Origin of the sequence: Paraburkholderia sp. PGU19 (genome assembly GCF_013426915.1) — a bacterium.
Taxonomy (GTDB): Bacteria; Pseudomonadota; Gammaproteobacteria; order Burkholderiales; family Burkholderiaceae; genus Paraburkholderia.
On record NZ_AP023179.1, the window covers coordinates 67,802 to 82,582 of the forward strand.

Sequence of the window (14,781 nt, forward strand, 5' to 3'; positions counted from 1 at the left end):
GATAAAGACCACTATAGTTCCGATCATTCGCTAGATGAATCAGACCCCTCCCAACAGATAAACTTGCAGGATGCACCGCATAACCGTTACCGGCCGGGTCAACCTCGGGCATCTCTTCTGGCTACGCAGTCTTGCCATCATCGGGCAACTCGTGACGATTGCGTTCGTCCAGACCTTTGTCGGCGTCAAGCTGCCGTTGCCGGCCATGCTGCTCATCATCGGGCTCGAAGTGATTTTCAACGCGCTGACGTGGCTGCGCGTCGCGAGCCAGAAGCCCGAGTCGAACCTCGAGCTGTTCGGGCAACTGTGGGTCGATCTCGGCGCGCTGTCCGCGCTGCTGTTTCTGTCGGGCGGCACGACCAATCCTTTCGTCTCGTTGTATCTGCCGTCACTGGCGATTGCGGCCGCCGTGCTGCCCTGGCAGCTGATGGCGTGGCTCGCCGCGTTCGCCGTGGCGTGCTACGCGGTGCTCGGCTTCGAATCGGTGCCGCTCAATCTCGACAATCCTGCGAATCTGTTCGACTACTACCGCGCCGGCATGTGGGTGAACTTCATGGTCAGCGTCGGCCTGATCGCGTGGTTCGTGGCGCGCATGTCGCGCGGGCTGCGTCAACGCGACGCGGCGCTCGGCGATGCGCAACAGCGTCTGCTGCGCGACGAGCGCGCGGTGGCGCTCGGCGTGCAGGCCGCGACAGTCGCGCATGAAATGGGCACGCCGCTGTCGACGATCGCGATGCTCACGGAAGAACTGCGCGATGCCGCCCGTAGCGACGAAGGTCTGAAGCCCTATTCCGCCGACCTCGACATCCTCGACCAGCAGATGACGCTATGCACGTCGGCGCTCGCGCGCCTGCGCAGCCGCGCATCGACGCAAGGCAGTCGCCAACTGGTCGACGAATGGCTCGATTCGTTCGTCGACCAGTGGCGCTTGCGCCATCCGCACGTTAAGTTCGAGCGCCTCGGCGAGCCGCCCGCGAACGTCAGTGTCGACGACACCGTCGCCATCAGCCAGATTCTCACCATCCTGCTCGACAACGCCGCGCGCGCGAGCCGCGATCACGTGACGCTCGCCGCGACGCTCGCCGACAACGATTCGATCGACTTCGAAGTCTGCGACGCCGGTCCGGGCGTGCCGGCGTCGCTGCGCGGCTTGCTGGGCGCGGCGCCCGTCGACAGCACGCAGGGCGGACATGGCGTCGGGCTGTATCTGGCGTTTTCGGCGGCGGCGCGGCTGGGCGGATCGATTGAGCTCACCGACGTCAACGAAACCAAGCCGCGCGGCACGCGCGCAGTATTGCGGTTGCCTTTGGCCCGCGAGCAAACGGGCGCGGGCCGGCAGGGCGCCGCGTCGTCCAATACGGAGAAGCAAGCATGAGCGATAAGAATTTTCTGGTCATCGACGACGACGAAGTGTTCTCCGGCATCCTCGCGCGCGGTCTGACGCGTCGCGGCTTCACGGTGTCCGAAGCGCACAACGCCGACGAAGCGATTCGCCTCGCGAATCAGCAGAAGTTCGGGCAGATCACCGTCGATCTGCATCTGGGCAACGACTCCGGGCTGAATCTCGTCGCGCCGCTGCGCGACCTCCAACCGAACGCGCGGATGCTGGTGCTGACGGGCTATGCGAGCATCGCGACGGCCGTTCAGGCGGTGAAGGACGGCGCGGATAACTATCTGGCGAAGCCCGCGAACGTGGAAACGATCCTCTCCGCGCTGCAAACGGAAGCGAGTGCGTTGCAGGCCGAAGAGGCGATCGAAAATCCGACGCCGCTATCGGTCGCGCGGCTGGAGTGGGAGCACATCCAGCGCGTGCTCGCGGAAAACGGCGGCAACATTTCGGCGACGGCGCGCGCGCTGAACATGCACCGGCGCACGTTGCAGCGCAAGCTCGCGAAGCGGCCGGTCAAGCAGTGACCTTGCCCTAATCTTTCGCGGACGAGCATGAAAAAGGGCGGCGCTCCTTGCGGAGCGCCGCCCTTTCGTTTGGCTGTTCGCCGGTGTAACGACGCGCGTTACAGCACGTAGCGCGACAGGTCCTCGTCTTGGGCGACCTCGTTCAACGCGCGATCGACATACGCCGCGTCGATCATCACGTTCTTGCCGGCATGATTCCCCGCCGAGAACGAGACTTCCTCGAGCAGCTTTTCGATCACCGTATAAAGACGGCGCGCGCCGATGTTTTCCGTCTTCTCGTTCACCGAGTAAGCGATTTCCGCAAGACGGCGGATGCCGTCGTCGGCGAATTCGAGGTGGACGTCTTCCGTTTCGAGCAGCGCCTGGTATTGCTTGACGAGGCTGGCGTCGGTGGCGTCGAGAATCGCTTCGAAGTCCTTCACCGACAGCGAATCCAGTTCGACGCGAATCGGAAAGCGCCCTTGCAGTTCGGGAATCAGATCGCTCGGCTTCGCCAGATGGAACGCGCCGCTCGCGATGAACAGAATGTGATCGGTCTTCACCATCCCGTACTTCGTGTTGATCGTCGTGCCTTCGACGAGCGGCAGCAGATCGCGCTGCACGCCCTGGCGCGAGACCTCGCCGCCGCCGGCTTCGCTGCGCGACGCGATCTTGTCGATTTCATCGAGGAACACGATGCCGTTCTGCTCGACGTTCTGCACGGCCTTCGTCTTGACCTCTTCGTCATTGAGCATCTTTGCGGCTTCTTCGTCGGTGAGGAGCTTGAGCGCTTCCTTCACCTTGACCTTGCGGCGCGTTTTCTTGCCGCCGCCCAGGTTCGCGAACATCGAGCGGATCTGCTCGGTCATGTCTTCCATGCCCGGCGGCCCCATGATGTCCATCGTGGTTTGCGGCATCTCGATGTCGAGCTCGATTTCCTTGTCGTCGAGCAGACCTTCGCGCATACGCTTGCGGAACGTCTGACGCGTCGCGTTCGATTCGTCGCCGCCCGACGATTCCGAACCCGAGCCGAAGCCGACCGTGCGCGCGCCCGGCAGCAGCGTATCGAGAATGCGATCTTCGGCGAGATCCTCCGCCTTTGTGCGGACCTTGCGCATTTCGGTTTCGCGCGTCTGCTTGACGGAAATTTCAATCAGATCGCGCACGATGCTGTCGACGTCGCGGCCCACGTAACCGACTTCGGTGAACTTGGTCGCTTCGATCTTGATGAACGGCGCGTCGGCGAGCTTGGCGAGGCGCCGCGCAATTTCCGTCTTGCCGACGCCCGTCGGCCCGATCATCAGGATGTTCTTCGGCGTGATTTCCTGGCGCAGCGGGTCGGCGACCTGCTGGCGGCGCCAGCGGTTGCGCAATGCAACCGCGACGGCTTTCTTCGCGCGATGCTGGCCGATGATGTGCTTGTCGAGTTCCGAGACGATCTCGGCGGGAGTCATGGTGCTCATCGTGTGTCCTTACTCGATTGTCTCGATGACGCGGTTGTGGTTCGTGTAGATACACATGTCGCCGGCGATCTCCAGCGACTTTTCGACGATCTCGCGCGGAGAAAGATCCGTGTTGTCGGCGAGCGCCTTAGCGGCGGCCTGCGCGTACGCGCCGCCCGAGCCGATGGCGCAGATGCCGCCTTCCGGGTCGAGCACGTCGCCGTTGCCGGTGATGACCAGCGTGGTGGTCGCGTCGGCCGTGATCAGCATCGCTTCCAGACGGCGCAACATGCGGTCGGTGCGCCAGTCTTTCGCCAGTTCGACGGCGGCGCGGGTGAGATTGCCCTGATGCTTTTCGAGCTTGGCTTCGAAGCGGTCGAGCAGCGAGAACGCGTCGGCCGTGCCGCCGGCGAAGCCGACCAGCACCTTGCCGTTGTAGATGCGGCGAACCTTCTTCGCCCCGCCTTTCATGACGATGTTGCCCAGCGTGACCTGGCCGTCGCCGCCGAGCGCGACCTTGTCGCCGCGGCGCACGGAGACGATCGTCGTGCCGTGAAATTGCTCCATATGCGTTCCTTTTCCAAAACCGCAAATACTTTGCGTGGGACCAGAGTGAGCGCTAAGCGCCAACTCTGGATCGACTGGCCCAGGGACCGGAGTAAGCGCTGAAGCGCCAACTCCGGTCGACTCGCCATGGGACCAGAGTAAGCGCTAAAGCGCTAACTCTGGTCGACAGACGCGGAGGCGTCGATGCGCCACCACGGAATCCGAGAGCGGCCGGCGCGCGATGCTGGGTGCCGCGCGCGCGTGCAACGCATGTCGGATTTATTTTAGGGCGGACGCTGCCATATCAAGAGCCGGAGTCGAACGGGCGCGAGAAAAGGTGAAAAGGGTGCGGAGACTGAGAAATGCGCGGTCGAGGCTTCGCCGGCGGTAAAAGGTGCTGACGAGCCGTGCACGCGTCAGATTATGCAGCGCGCATTTACCGATTAGCGTATGCAAGCCGGCGAGCGGACGGATAAAAGCGCGGCCCGAAAAGAAAAAAGAGGCGCACGGTTCACCGTGCGCCTCTGACGAAGCGTATCTGGGGCGCGGACCCCGAAAACCGCGCCGCCCGTCGATCAGTCGCCGAACAGCTTCTGGCGCAATTCGCGGCGTTCCTGTGCTTCGAGCGACAGGGTGGCGGTCGGACGCGCGAGCAGGCGGGGAATGCCGATCGGCTCACCCGTTTCTTCGCACCAGCCGTAGTCGCCCGATTCGATCCGTGCGATCGATTGCTGCACCTTCTTCAGCAGCTTGCGTTCGCGGTCGCGCGTGCGCAGTTCCAGCGCATGCTCTTCCTCGATCGTCGCGCGGTCGGCCGGGTCCGGCACGATCACGGTTTCGCGGAGGTTCTCGGTGGTCTGGCCGGCATTGCGGAGAATGTCCGCCTGCAGCTGCTCGAGCCGGTTCTTGAAGAAAGCGAGCTGATCCTCATTCATGTAATCCTTGTCGCTCATCTTCAGGATTTCGGCTTCGGTCAAGAGTCGTTTCGTCGTCATCTGGCTTGCTTCGTCAATGTGAGGCAAATCATTGCCCGCACTTTCGTGTTGCCCGCAAAGGCGCCTCGATGACGCTCAAATGAGCGCCGGCGAACACGGACGGTGGGCTGTCGTGACGCCGAAGCGCCGATGCGGGGCCGAACTCCTCTGGAAACCGATTCTTCCAATGCTCCTGAGGCAATGCTTCCCGGCAGCGCGTTATAAGCCGGAGTGTGGCCGGCCGGCATATCGGCGATGTCCCCGGATTAGATTTTCCGGCGCCGTTTATCGGCCCGGCACGGCTGCGAAGCGACTACGCGCTTTACACCGGGCAAATCGTTCTCTTTCTCCAGTGGGGCCGTATTGTAACTGAATCACAATACGAAACCGCAAGCGGGGGAAATCCCTGCCGCAAACTCCACTTATCGTGAAAATATAACGCGCTGTTCACTAAAAAGCGATGGTCGTACACGTATTCTCGTAACAGGGTTTTCACGTGCTTTGACCGCAAACGGGCTTTTAAATTGCCGCGCTCGCGCTTTTGACGCGTTTTTCGCGTTGGGAAGCGAACAGATGGCGGCTGGGACGAACGCTAAAAGGCAGTCATCCCAGCCAGTAGAACGATTTAGACGAGGCAGGCTTCAAGACCGTCGGTGATCAGGTCTTGCGGCAGCTCGATGCCGATGAACACCATCTTGTTGGTCTTTTTCTCGATGGGTTGCCACTTGGCCGCGAGGTCGCTGCCCATCATCTGATGCACGCCCTGGAAGACGACCTTGCGATCGACGCCCTTCATGTACAGCACGCCCTTGTAGCGCAGCAGGCGCTCGCCATAAATCTGCAGAATGCCGCCGAGGAAGTCTTCGAGCTTGTTCGGATCGAACGGGCGATCGCTGCGGAAAACGAACGACTTGATCTTGTCGTCGTGATGCGCGTGATGATGATGGCCGTGGTCGTGGCCTTCGTGATCGCACTGGCCGTGATCGTGATCGCAGTTCGCGTGGTCATGATCGTGATCGTGGTCATGGTCGTGATGCGCGTGATCGTGATCGTCTTCGGCGAGGAAGTCCGGGTCGATTTCGAGCTTGGCGTTCAGGTTGAAGCCGCGCAGATCGAAGATTTCCTTGATGTCCGCTTCGCCGAAATTCACGACGCGGATTTGCGCCCGCGGGTTCATGTGCAGCAGACGGTGGCGCAGATCGCCAACTACGTTTTCGTCGACGAGATCGGACTTCGTGATGAACAGGCGGTCCGCGAAACCGACCTGGCGTTGCACGACTTCGTGTTCGTCGAGTTGTGCGTTGGCGTGCTTCGCGTCGACGAGCGTGATGATCGCGTCGAGCAGGAATTCGTCGGCGATCTGGTTATCCATGAAGAAGGTCTGCGCGACGGGGCCGGGGTTGGCCAGGCCCGTCGTTTCGATCACGACGCGGTCGAAGTCCACCTTGCCTTCCTGCTTCTGCGCGGCGAGATCGCCGAGCACGCGCGCGAGGTCGCCGCGAATCGTGCAGCAGATGCAGCCGTTGCTCATCTGGATGATCTGCTCGCCCGTGTCCTGCACGAGGATGTCGTTGTCGATGTTTTCTTCGCCGAACTCGTTTTCGATCACGGCGATCTTCATGCCGTGCTTCTCGTTCAGGATGCGCTTGAGCAGCGTGGTTTTGCCGCTGCCGAGGAAGCCGGTCAGGATAGTGACGGGAATCATGTTGTTCGCCATGTGAAGTCGCCTTGTGTTCGTCAAACTGGGGTGCGAACCGCGCGCTGCGCGCAGGGCCCGAACCGCATGAATTCAGCTGAATATTGAAGCATAAGTGCCGGGGCGCCGCTGCTGCATGGCCAAAGCCCCGTCAACGCCAGGGAAATAACGCCCTAACTATGGGCGATCAGGCGATTTGCAACAATAGGCCTTTCAGATATTCGCCTTCCGGGAACGCCGTCAGCAGCGGATGATCGACGCCCGCGCCGAGTCGCTTGAGAATGCGCGCATCGACGCGCGCGTCGGCGGCTGCGCCGGCGACGATCTTCTGGAACAGTTCAGCATCGATCGCGCCCGAGCACGAGTAGGTGAACAGCAGGCCGCCCGGCCGCAGCAGCTTGAGGCCGGTGAGGTTGATGTCCTTGTACGCGCGCGCGGCGCGGTCCACGTGCTCGCGCGACGGCGCGAATTTCGGCGGATCGAGCACGATCAGGTCGAAGCGCTCGCCGTCGTCGTACAGGCGGCGCAGCGTCTTGAAGGCGTCGGCGTCGAGCCAGGTGGCGCGCGCGGCGTCGAAGCCGTTGGCCGTGACGTTTGCTTGCGCCAATGCCAGCGCTTCACCGGACGAATCGATCGATACCACGCGCTTCGCGCCGCCCTTGAGCGCCGCCAGCGAGAAGCCGCCCGTGTAGCAGAAGCAGTTCAGCACGTCGCGGTCTTTCGACAGTTCCTGCACCAGCGCGCGGTTGTCGCGCTGATCGACGTAAAAACCCGTCTTGTGGCCGTTGCGCACATCGACGTGATAGCGCACGCCGTTTTCGCTCGAAATCAGCGTTTCGGGTGGTGCGTCGCCGGCGAGTACGCCGACCGTCTGTTCGAGCCCTTCCTTTTCGCGGATCGACACGTCCGAACGCTCGTAGACGTTCGGGCAGCCCGTCACGCCGATCAGCGCCTGCACGATCGCGTCCTTCCACGCTTCGACGCCCGCTGCCATGAACTGACAAACGATCTGGCCACGCTTCGAATCGTCGTCCTGGATGTAGTAATCGACGATCAGCCCCGGCAGGCCGTCCGCTTCGCCGAAGATCAGCCGCGTCGCGCCCGTGTTGTGCACCATCGACTGACGGTGAGCGAGCGCGCTCTGCACGCGGCGCTTGAAGAACGCGTGATCGACGGGTTCGCTTTCGTCGAAGCTCCAGACGCGCGCGCGGATCTGCGAATGCGGGCTGTACGCGGCGCGCGCGAGAAAGCGGCCGTCGTGCGCGCGCACCAGCACGGTGGCGCCGGCGGCGGGCTTGCCGTCGACGCGGTCGATCGCATTCGCGTAGACCCACGGATGGCGGCGCAGCAGCGATTTCTCTTTCGACGGTTTGAGCGTAACGGTATTCATGACTTCGTGAGGATTCAGCAGAACAATATGCCGCCGGAAGCGGCAAAGCGGATATGACTGGCGGCGCGGGCAGCGTCAGTCGCGTTTTTTGGCGCGCGGATGGGCCTGATCGTAGATGCGCGCGAGGTGCTGGAAATCGAGGCCGGTATAGACCTGAGTCGCGGCGATGCTCGCGTGGCCGAGCAGTTCCTGCACTGCGCGCAGATCGCCGCTCGACTGCAGCACGTGCGTCGCGAACGAATGGCGCAGCACGTGCGGATGAACATTGGCGGGAATGCCCGCCGTGAGCGCCATGCGCTTTACGCGATCGCGCACGACATTCGGCGACATCCGGTTGCCGCGCGCCGACACGAACAGCGGATGCGGATCGAGCTTCAGCAGCTCGCCGCGCACGGCGAGCCACGCGCGCAGCGCATCGAGCGCCTTGCTGCCGACGGGCACCGTGCGCCGCCGGTTGCCTTTGCCGAGCACTTCGACTTCCGCTTCGTCGAGTTTCAGCCAGCCGGTCGAGCGATAGCCGTCGGCGTCGAAGAAATGCACGTCGAGGTTGACCAGTTCCGACAGGCGCAGGCCCGACGAGTAGAACAGTTCGAGCATCGCGTGATCGCGCGCGCCTTCGGCTGTGGCCGTCGCGGGCGCTTCCATCAGCCGGTGCGCGTCGTCGACGGAGAGCGCTTTCGGCAGCGTCTTCGCGCGTTTGGGCGCGCGCACCGTCGCGACCGGGTTCGCGGGCAGTTCGATGCGTCCCGCTAGCCAGCGGTAGAACGCGCGCCACGCCGACAGCCGGTGCCCGATCGAGCGCGCCGACAGCCCGCCCGCATGCGCGCGCGCGACGGCGCCGCGAATGTCGGTAGCGGTGAGGCTTTCGAGCGGCCGTCCGTTCGCGAGCGTTTTAAGTTCGTCGAGTTCGTGTGTATAGGCGCGCAAGGTATGCGCCGACAACCGCCGCTCGTGCTCGAGGCTCGACAGATAGGTGGCGATCGGGTCGGCGGGTGTCACGTGACGGACGCTCAGCGCGGCAGCAGGCGGCTCAGCGCAGCGCTGGCGAGCGCGCCGATCTGCGTGAGGAAATCAGTGGCCATGCCGTCGTGAAAGCGGCGCGAATCGGGCGAGCCCATCACCAGCAGCCCGAACGCGGAAGCGTCATTCGACGCTTCCGGGTCGCGCAGCGCGATCAGCGCGATCGATTCGGTGCCGTTGCCGGATACGCCGTCACCAGGAGCCGCAGTCTCGCCAGCCACAGCCGATACGGCGGGCGTCAGCCATTGTGCTGCCTCGAAGCCCGTGTTCGCGCCGCAGTACGGCGTAGCCAGGCTGTTTGCGAAGATGCGCACTTCCTCACCGACATGGCGCGTGAAGTCCGCCTGCGAGTACGGCTCGGACACTTCCCACACGCGCAGCGCCGCTTGCGGCACGTCGAACACGTCGCGCAGGCCCATGGCGATCGTGCGCGGCAGCGCGCCCGGATCGCGTTCGGCCATCACGCGCGTCGTCCAGCGGCCGAATTTCGACGCGATGCTGTCGTTTTCATGCCCGTAACGCAGCAGTTCGGCAAGACGCCGCTCGAGATGCTTGTTCTTCTCGCGCAGCATGTCCATCTGACGTTCCTGCAGCGAGACGGCCGCCTTGCCATGCGGATTCGCGAGCCGCACGGTGGCGAGCAGTTCCGCGTGTTCGGCGAAGAATTCGGGGTTGGCTAGCAGGTAGTCGGCGACTTCGCGTTCGTTCATGGTTTCAGCTTAATGGTTGCGCGCTTCGTTGCTGTCTTACTGCAGCGCCACGCGGTCCAGCCTCCGCGCGGCGGTGATGCATTCAGTCGGCCAGCTCTATTTCGCCTTCGAACACGGTGGCGGCCGGCCCTGCCATCATCAGCGGCGACGCGGGCTCGCCGTCCCACGTGATGGTGAGCGCGCCGCCGTGCGTGTGCACCTTGACGGGCGCGTCCAGCAAGCCGCGACGGATGCCTGCCGCGACGGCCGCGCAGGCGCCCGTGCCGCACGCGAGCGTCTCGCCCGCACCGCGCTCGTAGACGCGCAGCTTGATCTCGCTGCGGCTGACGATCTGCATGAAGCCCGCGTTGACCCGCTGCGGGAAGCGCGGATGGTTTTCGATAACGGGACCGTCGGCCAGCACGGGAAACGCCTCGACGTCGTCCACGATCTGCACGGCGTGCGGATTGCCCATCGATACGACCGACACCCAGCGCGTCGCGCCGTTGACGTCGAGCGGATAGAGCGCGTCGTTGCCGTCGCCGCGCGCATCGAGACCGCTTGCGTCGAACGGCACCTGAGCCGGCTCGAACACGGGCGCGCCCATGTCGACGACGACTTCGCCGTTTGCCTGCATGGTCAGCGTGATCACGCCTTTCTGGACCTGGACGCGCACGCTCTGTTTGTCGGTGAGGCGCGTGTCGCGCACGAACTTGACGAAGCAGCGCGCGCCGTTGCCGCAGTGCTCGACCTCGCCGCCGTCGCAATTGAAGATGCGGTATCTGAAATCGACGCCTTCGACGGTCGGCTTCTCGACCACCAGTAGCTGGTCCGCGCCGACGCCGAAATGCCGGTTCGCGAGCGCGCGCACCTGCGCTTCCGTCAGATTGAGCGGTTGCGTGTAGCCGTCGAGCACGACGAAATCGTTGCCCGCGCCGTGCATCTTGGTGAATTTCAGTTTCATGCCGCTATTGTAAGTGACTGGCCGGACCTCTCGCCCACTGTGCGCCGCCGCGCTTCAGTAAAAACTCGGATCGCCGGGCGGGCGCGTCTTGAAGCGCTTGTGCACCCAGTAATACTGTTCGGGGATGCGCGGAATCTGCTCTTCGAGGAATTCGTTCATGCGGCGGGCGTCTGCGTCGTCGTCGCCCGTCGGATAGTTGTCCCACGGCTTGAACACCTTCAGCCGGTAACCCTTGTAGTTCGGCAGCACTTCGCCGATGAACGGCACGACCTGCGCGCGTCCGACTTTCGCGAGGCGCCCGACGGCCGTCAGCGTGCAGGTCGGCACGCCGAAGAACGGCACGAAGGTCGAATTGCGCATGCCGTAGTCCATGTCGGCGCCGAGCATCACGGGTTTGCGATCGCGCAGCCAGCGCAGCACGATGCGCGCGCTGTCGGCGCGGCTGGCCATTTCGGCGTCGAAGCGGCCACGCTGCGCTTTCGCCACGGCTTCAAGCTGCGGGTTCGACATTGGCTGATACAGCGAGCCGCACGGGCGCTTCAACGAATAATTGAGGAAGATCGAACCCGCCTCGATCCCGACGAAGTGAAAGCCCAGAAACAGCGTGGGCGGCAGATTCGGGTCGGTCAGGTCGATTTCGCTGTCCAGCTGAATCAGTTTTTCAAGCTTTTTCGCCGAGCCGAACCACTGCACGCTGCGCTCCATATAGCTGCGGATCGCGTGCCGGAAGTGCTTTTGCGCGACTTCCTCGCGGCGCTCGTCGCTCCACTCGGGGAAGCACAGCTTCAGGTTGATGTGGACGATGCGGCGGCGGCGGCTCGGAATCTGATAGAGCAGCCAGCCGAGGCCGTCGCCCAGACGCGCGACGAAGCCATACGGCAGCAAAGCGAACAGCTTGAGCAGACCGATAGCGAGGTTGACGCCCAGTCGGCTCAGCATGCGGTGGCTCCGATTTGTGCGCGAAACCACGCCGGGTAAAGAAAAACAACAAAAGAGTCGATATACCGCACGCGCAGACACTCTGTGACAAAAGAAAGAAGTCGCTATAATAAGGGCTTCGCCGAGTTAATAGACAACTTGCGGGGCGAAGCCGACGGACGCATATCTTCCAGATAAGCGGGCCGACGGTCAGGAAATCCGCTAAAGCGTCGCCGCTTCAGGCTCGAAGCAGGCTACGTGAAACTCAACCGTAACCAATAAGGGAGCCTGTAACGTGGCTAACGACTACCTCTTCACTTCTGAATCCGTCTCCGAAGGCCATCCGGACAAGGTCGCCGACCAGATCTCGGACGCCATCCTCGACGCGATCCTCGCCCAGGACAAATACTCGCGCGTTGCCGCGGAAACGCTGTGCAACACGGGTCTCGTCGTGCTGGCGGGTGAAATCACCACGACGGCCAACGTCGATTACATCCAGGTCGCCCGCGATACGATCAAGCGCATCGGCTACGACAACACCGACTACGGCATCGACTACCGCGGCTGCGCGGTGCTCGTCGCGTACGACAAGCAATCGCCGGACATCGCGCAAGGCGTCGACCGCGCGCACGACAACAACCTCGACCAGGGCGCTGGCGACCAGGGCCTGATGTTCGGCTACGCATGCGACGAAACGCCCGAACTGATGCCGCTGCCGATCTACCTGTCGCACCGCCTCGTCGAGCGCCAGGCCAATCTGCGCCGCGACGGCCGTCTGCCCTGGCTGCGCCCGGACGCGAAGTCGCAGGTTACCGTTCGCTACGTCGACGGCAAGCCGCACTCGATCGACACCGTGGTCCTGTCCACGCAGCACGCGCCGGAAATGGAACTGGCGCAACTGCGCGAAGCCGTGATCGAGGAGATCATCAAGCCGACGCTGCCCGCTGATCTGATCAAGGGCGACATCAAGTTCCTCGTGAACCCGACCGGCCGGTTCGTGATTGGCGGCCCGCAAGGCGACTGCGGTCTGACGGGCCGCAAGATCATCGTCGACACGTACGGCGGCGCGGCTCCGCACGGCGGCGGCGCATTCTCGGGCAAGGACCCGTCGAAGGTCGATCGCTCGGCTGCGTACGCTGGCCGCTATGTCGCCAAGAACATCGTCGCGGCGGGCCTCGCCTCGCGCGCGCTGATCCAGGTGTCGTACGCAATCGGCGTGGCACAGCCCACGTCCGTGATGGTCAACACGTTCGGCACGGGCCGCGTGTCGGATGCGACGATCACGCGTCTGGTCCAGGAACACTTCGACCTGCGTCCGAAGGGCATCGTCCAGATGCTCGACCTGCTGCGCCCGATCTACGAAAAGACGGCAGCTTACGGTCACTTTGGCCGCGAAGAGCCGGAATTCTCGTGGGAAGCGACCGACAAGGCACTCGCGCTGGCAGAAGCCGCCGGCACGGAGCCGGTTGCCGCGCTCGCCTGAGCGAAGCTTTGAATACGCCGCGCGGCTGATTGTCGCGCGGCGTTGCTGGTTCAGATGGCAGGAAGCGAAAACGCCCTGTATGCGCTGAGAAGCGCATACAGGGCGTTTTGTTTTGGTGCGGCGGTTTCGTGCGAGCCGAACGCGCAGATCACGCGCGCCACGACGCACCAACGGCCGCAGCGGCGCCTCTATCGCATGCGAACGCGGAAACGAACGGTCGCGCGTTCAGCGCGCAAACGCAAACCAGCCTTCGCTCGTCACCGACAGCCGGCGCGGACGGCGGCTCGTCGGATGCACCACGCTCGCGGGCTTGGCGGCGCGCGGCGACACGCCGAGCATCCGCACGGGCGCCGGGTTGCGCAGCAGCGTGCGCAGCGAGAAGCGCCGCGACGCGCCTTGCATGCTCAGGGCGCTGAAGAAACTACGGAACCAGACGCGCACGTTATCGACGGGTTTCGCGTCGCGCAGTTGTTCGGCGAGCGCGCGTGTGCGAGCGGTATGGTGACGCAGCGCGCGCGCCACATGGCGGCGTGCGGGACGTGCGGCGTTGAACGCGTGGGTGATGCGAGTGCTCAATGGGCTGTGCATGGCTTTAGGAATCAGGCGACGTGACACGCGACGAAAGGTGCGCCAAAAACAGCACCATCCATGCCAGCGAGTGGGACGCAATAGCCTGAGGAAAGACGGAATGAATCAGCAGCGGCTGCGGATGGCCGTGCCGATGGCGGGATAGCGTGTGTTGCAATCGACATGCACGACAGGCTACACGTGATTCGTGACCGTCGAAAGTCCGGAGGGATCAGGGTTTTTACGAGGACGAAGCCCGCATGATCGCGCCCTTTGCGCTCGACGAACGTGCACGGCTGCCCATCCGGCGTGCAGCTTCGCCCATCCCGATTGCACGTCGGGCGCAAGAGAAACGCACGACTGGCGCCGGTACGATCGTGCCCGTTTTACAATGAGAAGCCGTTGTCGAACGAACGCTAGCTGAACGGAACGTCCATGTCAGTCCATTCGAAGAAAGAGCAGATCCAGGTGCTGCGGGATCAGGGTTATGTCATCGTCCCGGATCTCATTACGCCCGAGCGCTGCGCTGAGATGAAACAGATCGCGCGGCAGCAGTTGCAGGAAGCGGCCGATCCCGTCGAGTTCGAAGCAGACCTGCGCTATCCGGGCGCGCCGGAGTCGAAGCACGCGCCGGGCGGTCATACGGTGCGGCGGCTGCTGGATGCGTACGCGCGTCATCCGCACTTTGCCGCCTGGGCGACTGCGCCTGAGATTCGCGGCTGGATGGAACTGTATTTCGGCGAAGAGCCGCGCCTGTCGCGCGCGCATCACAACTGCATGATGACCAAGCATCCCGCGTACGGCAGCCTGACGGGCTGGCATCGCGATGTGCGTTACTGGTCGTTCGAGCGGGACGACCTGGTGTCGGTGTGGCTGGCGCTCGGCGACGAAACCGTCGATAACGGCGCGCTCTGGTTCGTGCCCGGCTCGCACTCGGCGGCATTCACGTCGGAACGTTTCGACGACGCGAAGTTTTTCCGCTCGGATCTGCCCGAGAACGACGCGTTGATCCAGAAAGCAGTGTCGCCCGCCTTGAAAGCGGGCGACGTCGTCTTTTTTCACTGCAACACGCTGCATTCGGCGGGCAAGAACCTGTCCGATCAGGTGAAGTTTTCGCTGGTCTTCACCTATCACGGCGCGAGCAACGTGCCGCTGCCGGGCACACGCTCCGCGTCCAAGCCCGAAGTGGCGTTCTGAGC

At 63.5% G+C, this 14,781-nt stretch carries 14 protein-coding genes; 4 read left to right on the forward strand and 10 right to left on the reverse strand.

The genetic code is table 11. The features are described 5' to 3' along the window. Positions 1–70 precede the first annotated feature (70 nt). Positions 71–1,375 carry an ATP-binding protein gene (locus H1204_RS00320; protein WP_180729335.1) on the forward strand — a complete coding sequence of 435 codons (1,305 nt, stop codon included), beginning with the start codon at positions 71–73 and terminating at the stop codon, positions 1,373–1,375. Further along, on the forward strand, positions 1,372–1,914 hold the full coding sequence (locus H1204_RS00325) for a response regulator transcription factor (protein ID WP_007743952.1): 543 nt from the start codon (positions 1,372–1,374) through the stop codon (positions 1,912–1,914). The genes H1204_RS00320 and H1204_RS00325 overlap by 4 nt, the downstream gene beginning before the upstream one ends. A gap of 98 nt (positions 1,915–2,012) precedes the next feature. On the opposite strand, the gene hslU is transcribed toward H1204_RS00325, so the two are convergent. The 9 genes from hslU to H1204_RS00370 form a co-directional block, all read right to left on the reverse strand. Beyond that, the gene (hslU, locus tag H1204_RS00330) at positions 2,013–3,356 is read right to left on the reverse strand and encodes an ATP-dependent protease ATPase subunit HslU (protein ID WP_180729336.1); all 1,344 of its coding nucleotides are present in this window, start codon (positions 3,354–3,356) and stop codon (positions 2,013–2,015) included. Positions 3,357–3,365: 9 nt separating this feature from the next. Continuing rightward, complete coding sequence (gene hslV / locus H1204_RS00335; protein WP_035987163.1) at positions 3,366–3,902, reverse strand: ATP-dependent protease subunit HslV; 537 nt, start codon at positions 3,900–3,902, stop codon at positions 3,366–3,368. Positions 3,903–4,456: 554 nt separating this feature from the next. After that, complete coding sequence (gene dksA / locus H1204_RS00340) at positions 4,457–4,876, reverse strand: RNA polymerase-binding protein DksA (RefSeq protein WP_007582076.1); 420 nt, start codon at positions 4,874–4,876, stop codon at positions 4,457–4,459. A gap of 604 nt (positions 4,877–5,480) precedes the next feature. Continuing rightward, the gene (locus H1204_RS00345) at positions 5,481–6,560 is read right to left on the reverse strand and encodes a GTP-binding protein (RefSeq protein ID WP_180730818.1); all 1,080 of its coding nucleotides are present in this window, start codon (positions 6,558–6,560) and stop codon (positions 5,481–5,483) included. Between the two features lie 178 nt (positions 6,561–6,738). Beyond that, complete coding sequence (locus H1204_RS00350) at positions 6,739–7,941, reverse strand: class I SAM-dependent rRNA methyltransferase (protein WP_180729337.1); 1,203 nt, start codon at positions 7,939–7,941, stop codon at positions 6,739–6,741. A 75-nt stretch (positions 7,942–8,016) separates the two neighbouring features. Continuing rightward, positions 8,017–8,940, reverse strand: coding sequence for a tyrosine recombinase XerC (gene xerC / locus H1204_RS00355; protein ID WP_180729338.1), 924 nt, complete (start codon positions 8,938–8,940; stop codon positions 8,017–8,019). Between the two features lie 11 nt (positions 8,941–8,951). Continuing rightward, on the reverse strand, positions 8,952–9,671 hold the full coding sequence (locus H1204_RS00360) for a DUF484 family protein (RefSeq protein ID WP_180729339.1): 720 nt from the start codon (positions 9,669–9,671) through the stop codon (positions 8,952–8,954). Between the two features lie 82 nt (positions 9,672–9,753). Further along, positions 9,754–10,614: a diaminopimelate epimerase gene (gene dapF / locus H1204_RS00365; RefSeq protein ID WP_180729340.1), complete on the reverse strand. Its 861-nt coding sequence runs from the start codon at positions 10,612–10,614 to the stop codon at positions 9,754–9,756. 54 nt (positions 10,615–10,668) lie between these two features. Then, positions 10,669–11,553 carry a lipid A biosynthesis lauroyl acyltransferase gene (locus H1204_RS00370; protein WP_180729341.1) on the reverse strand — a complete coding sequence of 295 codons (885 nt, stop codon included), beginning with the start codon at positions 11,551–11,553 and terminating at the stop codon, positions 10,669–10,671. A 274-nt stretch (positions 11,554–11,827) separates the two neighbouring features. Here H1204_RS00370 and metK point away from each other — a divergent pair, with 274 nt between their 5' ends. Beyond that, positions 11,828–13,015 carry a methionine adenosyltransferase gene (gene metK, locus H1204_RS00375; protein WP_007744723.1) on the forward strand — a complete coding sequence of 396 codons (1,188 nt, stop codon included), beginning with the start codon at positions 11,828–11,830 and terminating at the stop codon, positions 13,013–13,015. A gap of 225 nt (positions 13,016–13,240) precedes the next feature. Here the strand turns inward: metK and H1204_RS00380 are convergent, their stop codons facing one another. Continuing rightward, positions 13,241–13,603, reverse strand: a complete 363-nt coding sequence (locus H1204_RS00380) for a hypothetical protein (RefSeq protein WP_180729342.1) — start codon at positions 13,601–13,603, stop codon at positions 13,241–13,243. 414 nt (positions 13,604–14,017) lie between these two features. Between H1204_RS00380 and H1204_RS00385 the strand changes: the two genes are divergently transcribed. Continuing rightward, positions 14,018–14,779 (forward strand): phytanoyl-CoA dioxygenase family protein, encoded by a 762-nt coding sequence (locus tag H1204_RS00385; RefSeq protein ID WP_180729343.1) that lies wholly within the window; start codon positions 14,018–14,020, stop codon positions 14,777–14,779. Positions 14,780–14,781 lie beyond the last annotated feature (2 nt).

What these genes read in the sequence shown, in the direction of transcription:
- H1204_RS00320 (WP_180729335.1), top strand. Translation starts at nt 71, where the DNA reads ATGCACCGCATAACCGTTACCGGCCGGGTCAACCTCGGGCATCTCTTC.
- H1204_RS00325 (WP_007743952.1), top strand. Translation starts at nt 1,372, where the DNA reads ATGAGCGATAAGAATTTTCTGGTCATCGACGACGACGAAGTGTTCTCC.
- hslU (WP_180729336.1), bottom strand. Translation starts at nt 3,356, where the DNA reads ATGAGCACCATGACTCCCGCCGAGATCGTCTCGGAACTCGACAAGCAC.
- hslV (WP_035987163.1), bottom strand. Translation starts at nt 3,902, where the DNA reads ATGGAGCAATTTCACGGCACGACGATCGTCTCCGTGCGCCGCGGCGAC.
- dksA (WP_007582076.1), bottom strand. Translation starts at nt 4,876, where the DNA reads ATGACGACGAAACGACTCTTGACCGAAGCCGAAATCCTGAAGATGAGC.
- H1204_RS00345 (WP_180730818.1), bottom strand. Translation starts at nt 6,560, where the DNA reads ATGATTCCCGTCACTATCCTGACCGGCTTCCTCGGCAGCGGCAAAACC.
- H1204_RS00350 (WP_180729337.1), bottom strand. Translation starts at nt 7,941, where the DNA reads ATGAATACCGTTACGCTCAAACCGTCGAAAGAGAAATCGCTGCTGCGC.
- H1204_RS00360 (WP_180729339.1), bottom strand. Translation starts at nt 9,671, where the DNA reads ATGAACGAACGCGAAGTCGCCGACTACCTGCTAGCCAACCCCGAATTC.
- dapF (WP_180729340.1), bottom strand. Translation starts at nt 10,614, where the DNA reads ATGAAACTGAAATTCACCAAGATGCACGGCGCGGGCAACGATTTCGTC.
- H1204_RS00370 (WP_180729341.1), bottom strand. Translation starts at nt 11,553, where the DNA reads ATGCTGAGCCGACTGGGCGTCAACCTCGCTATCGGTCTGCTCAAGCTG.
- H1204_RS00380 (WP_180729342.1), bottom strand. Translation starts at nt 13,603, where the DNA reads ATGCACAGCCCATTGAGCACTCGCATCACCCACGCGTTCAACGCCGCA.
- H1204_RS00385 (WP_180729343.1), top strand. Translation starts at nt 14,018, where the DNA reads ATGTCAGTCCATTCGAAGAAAGAGCAGATCCAGGTGCTGCGGGATCAG.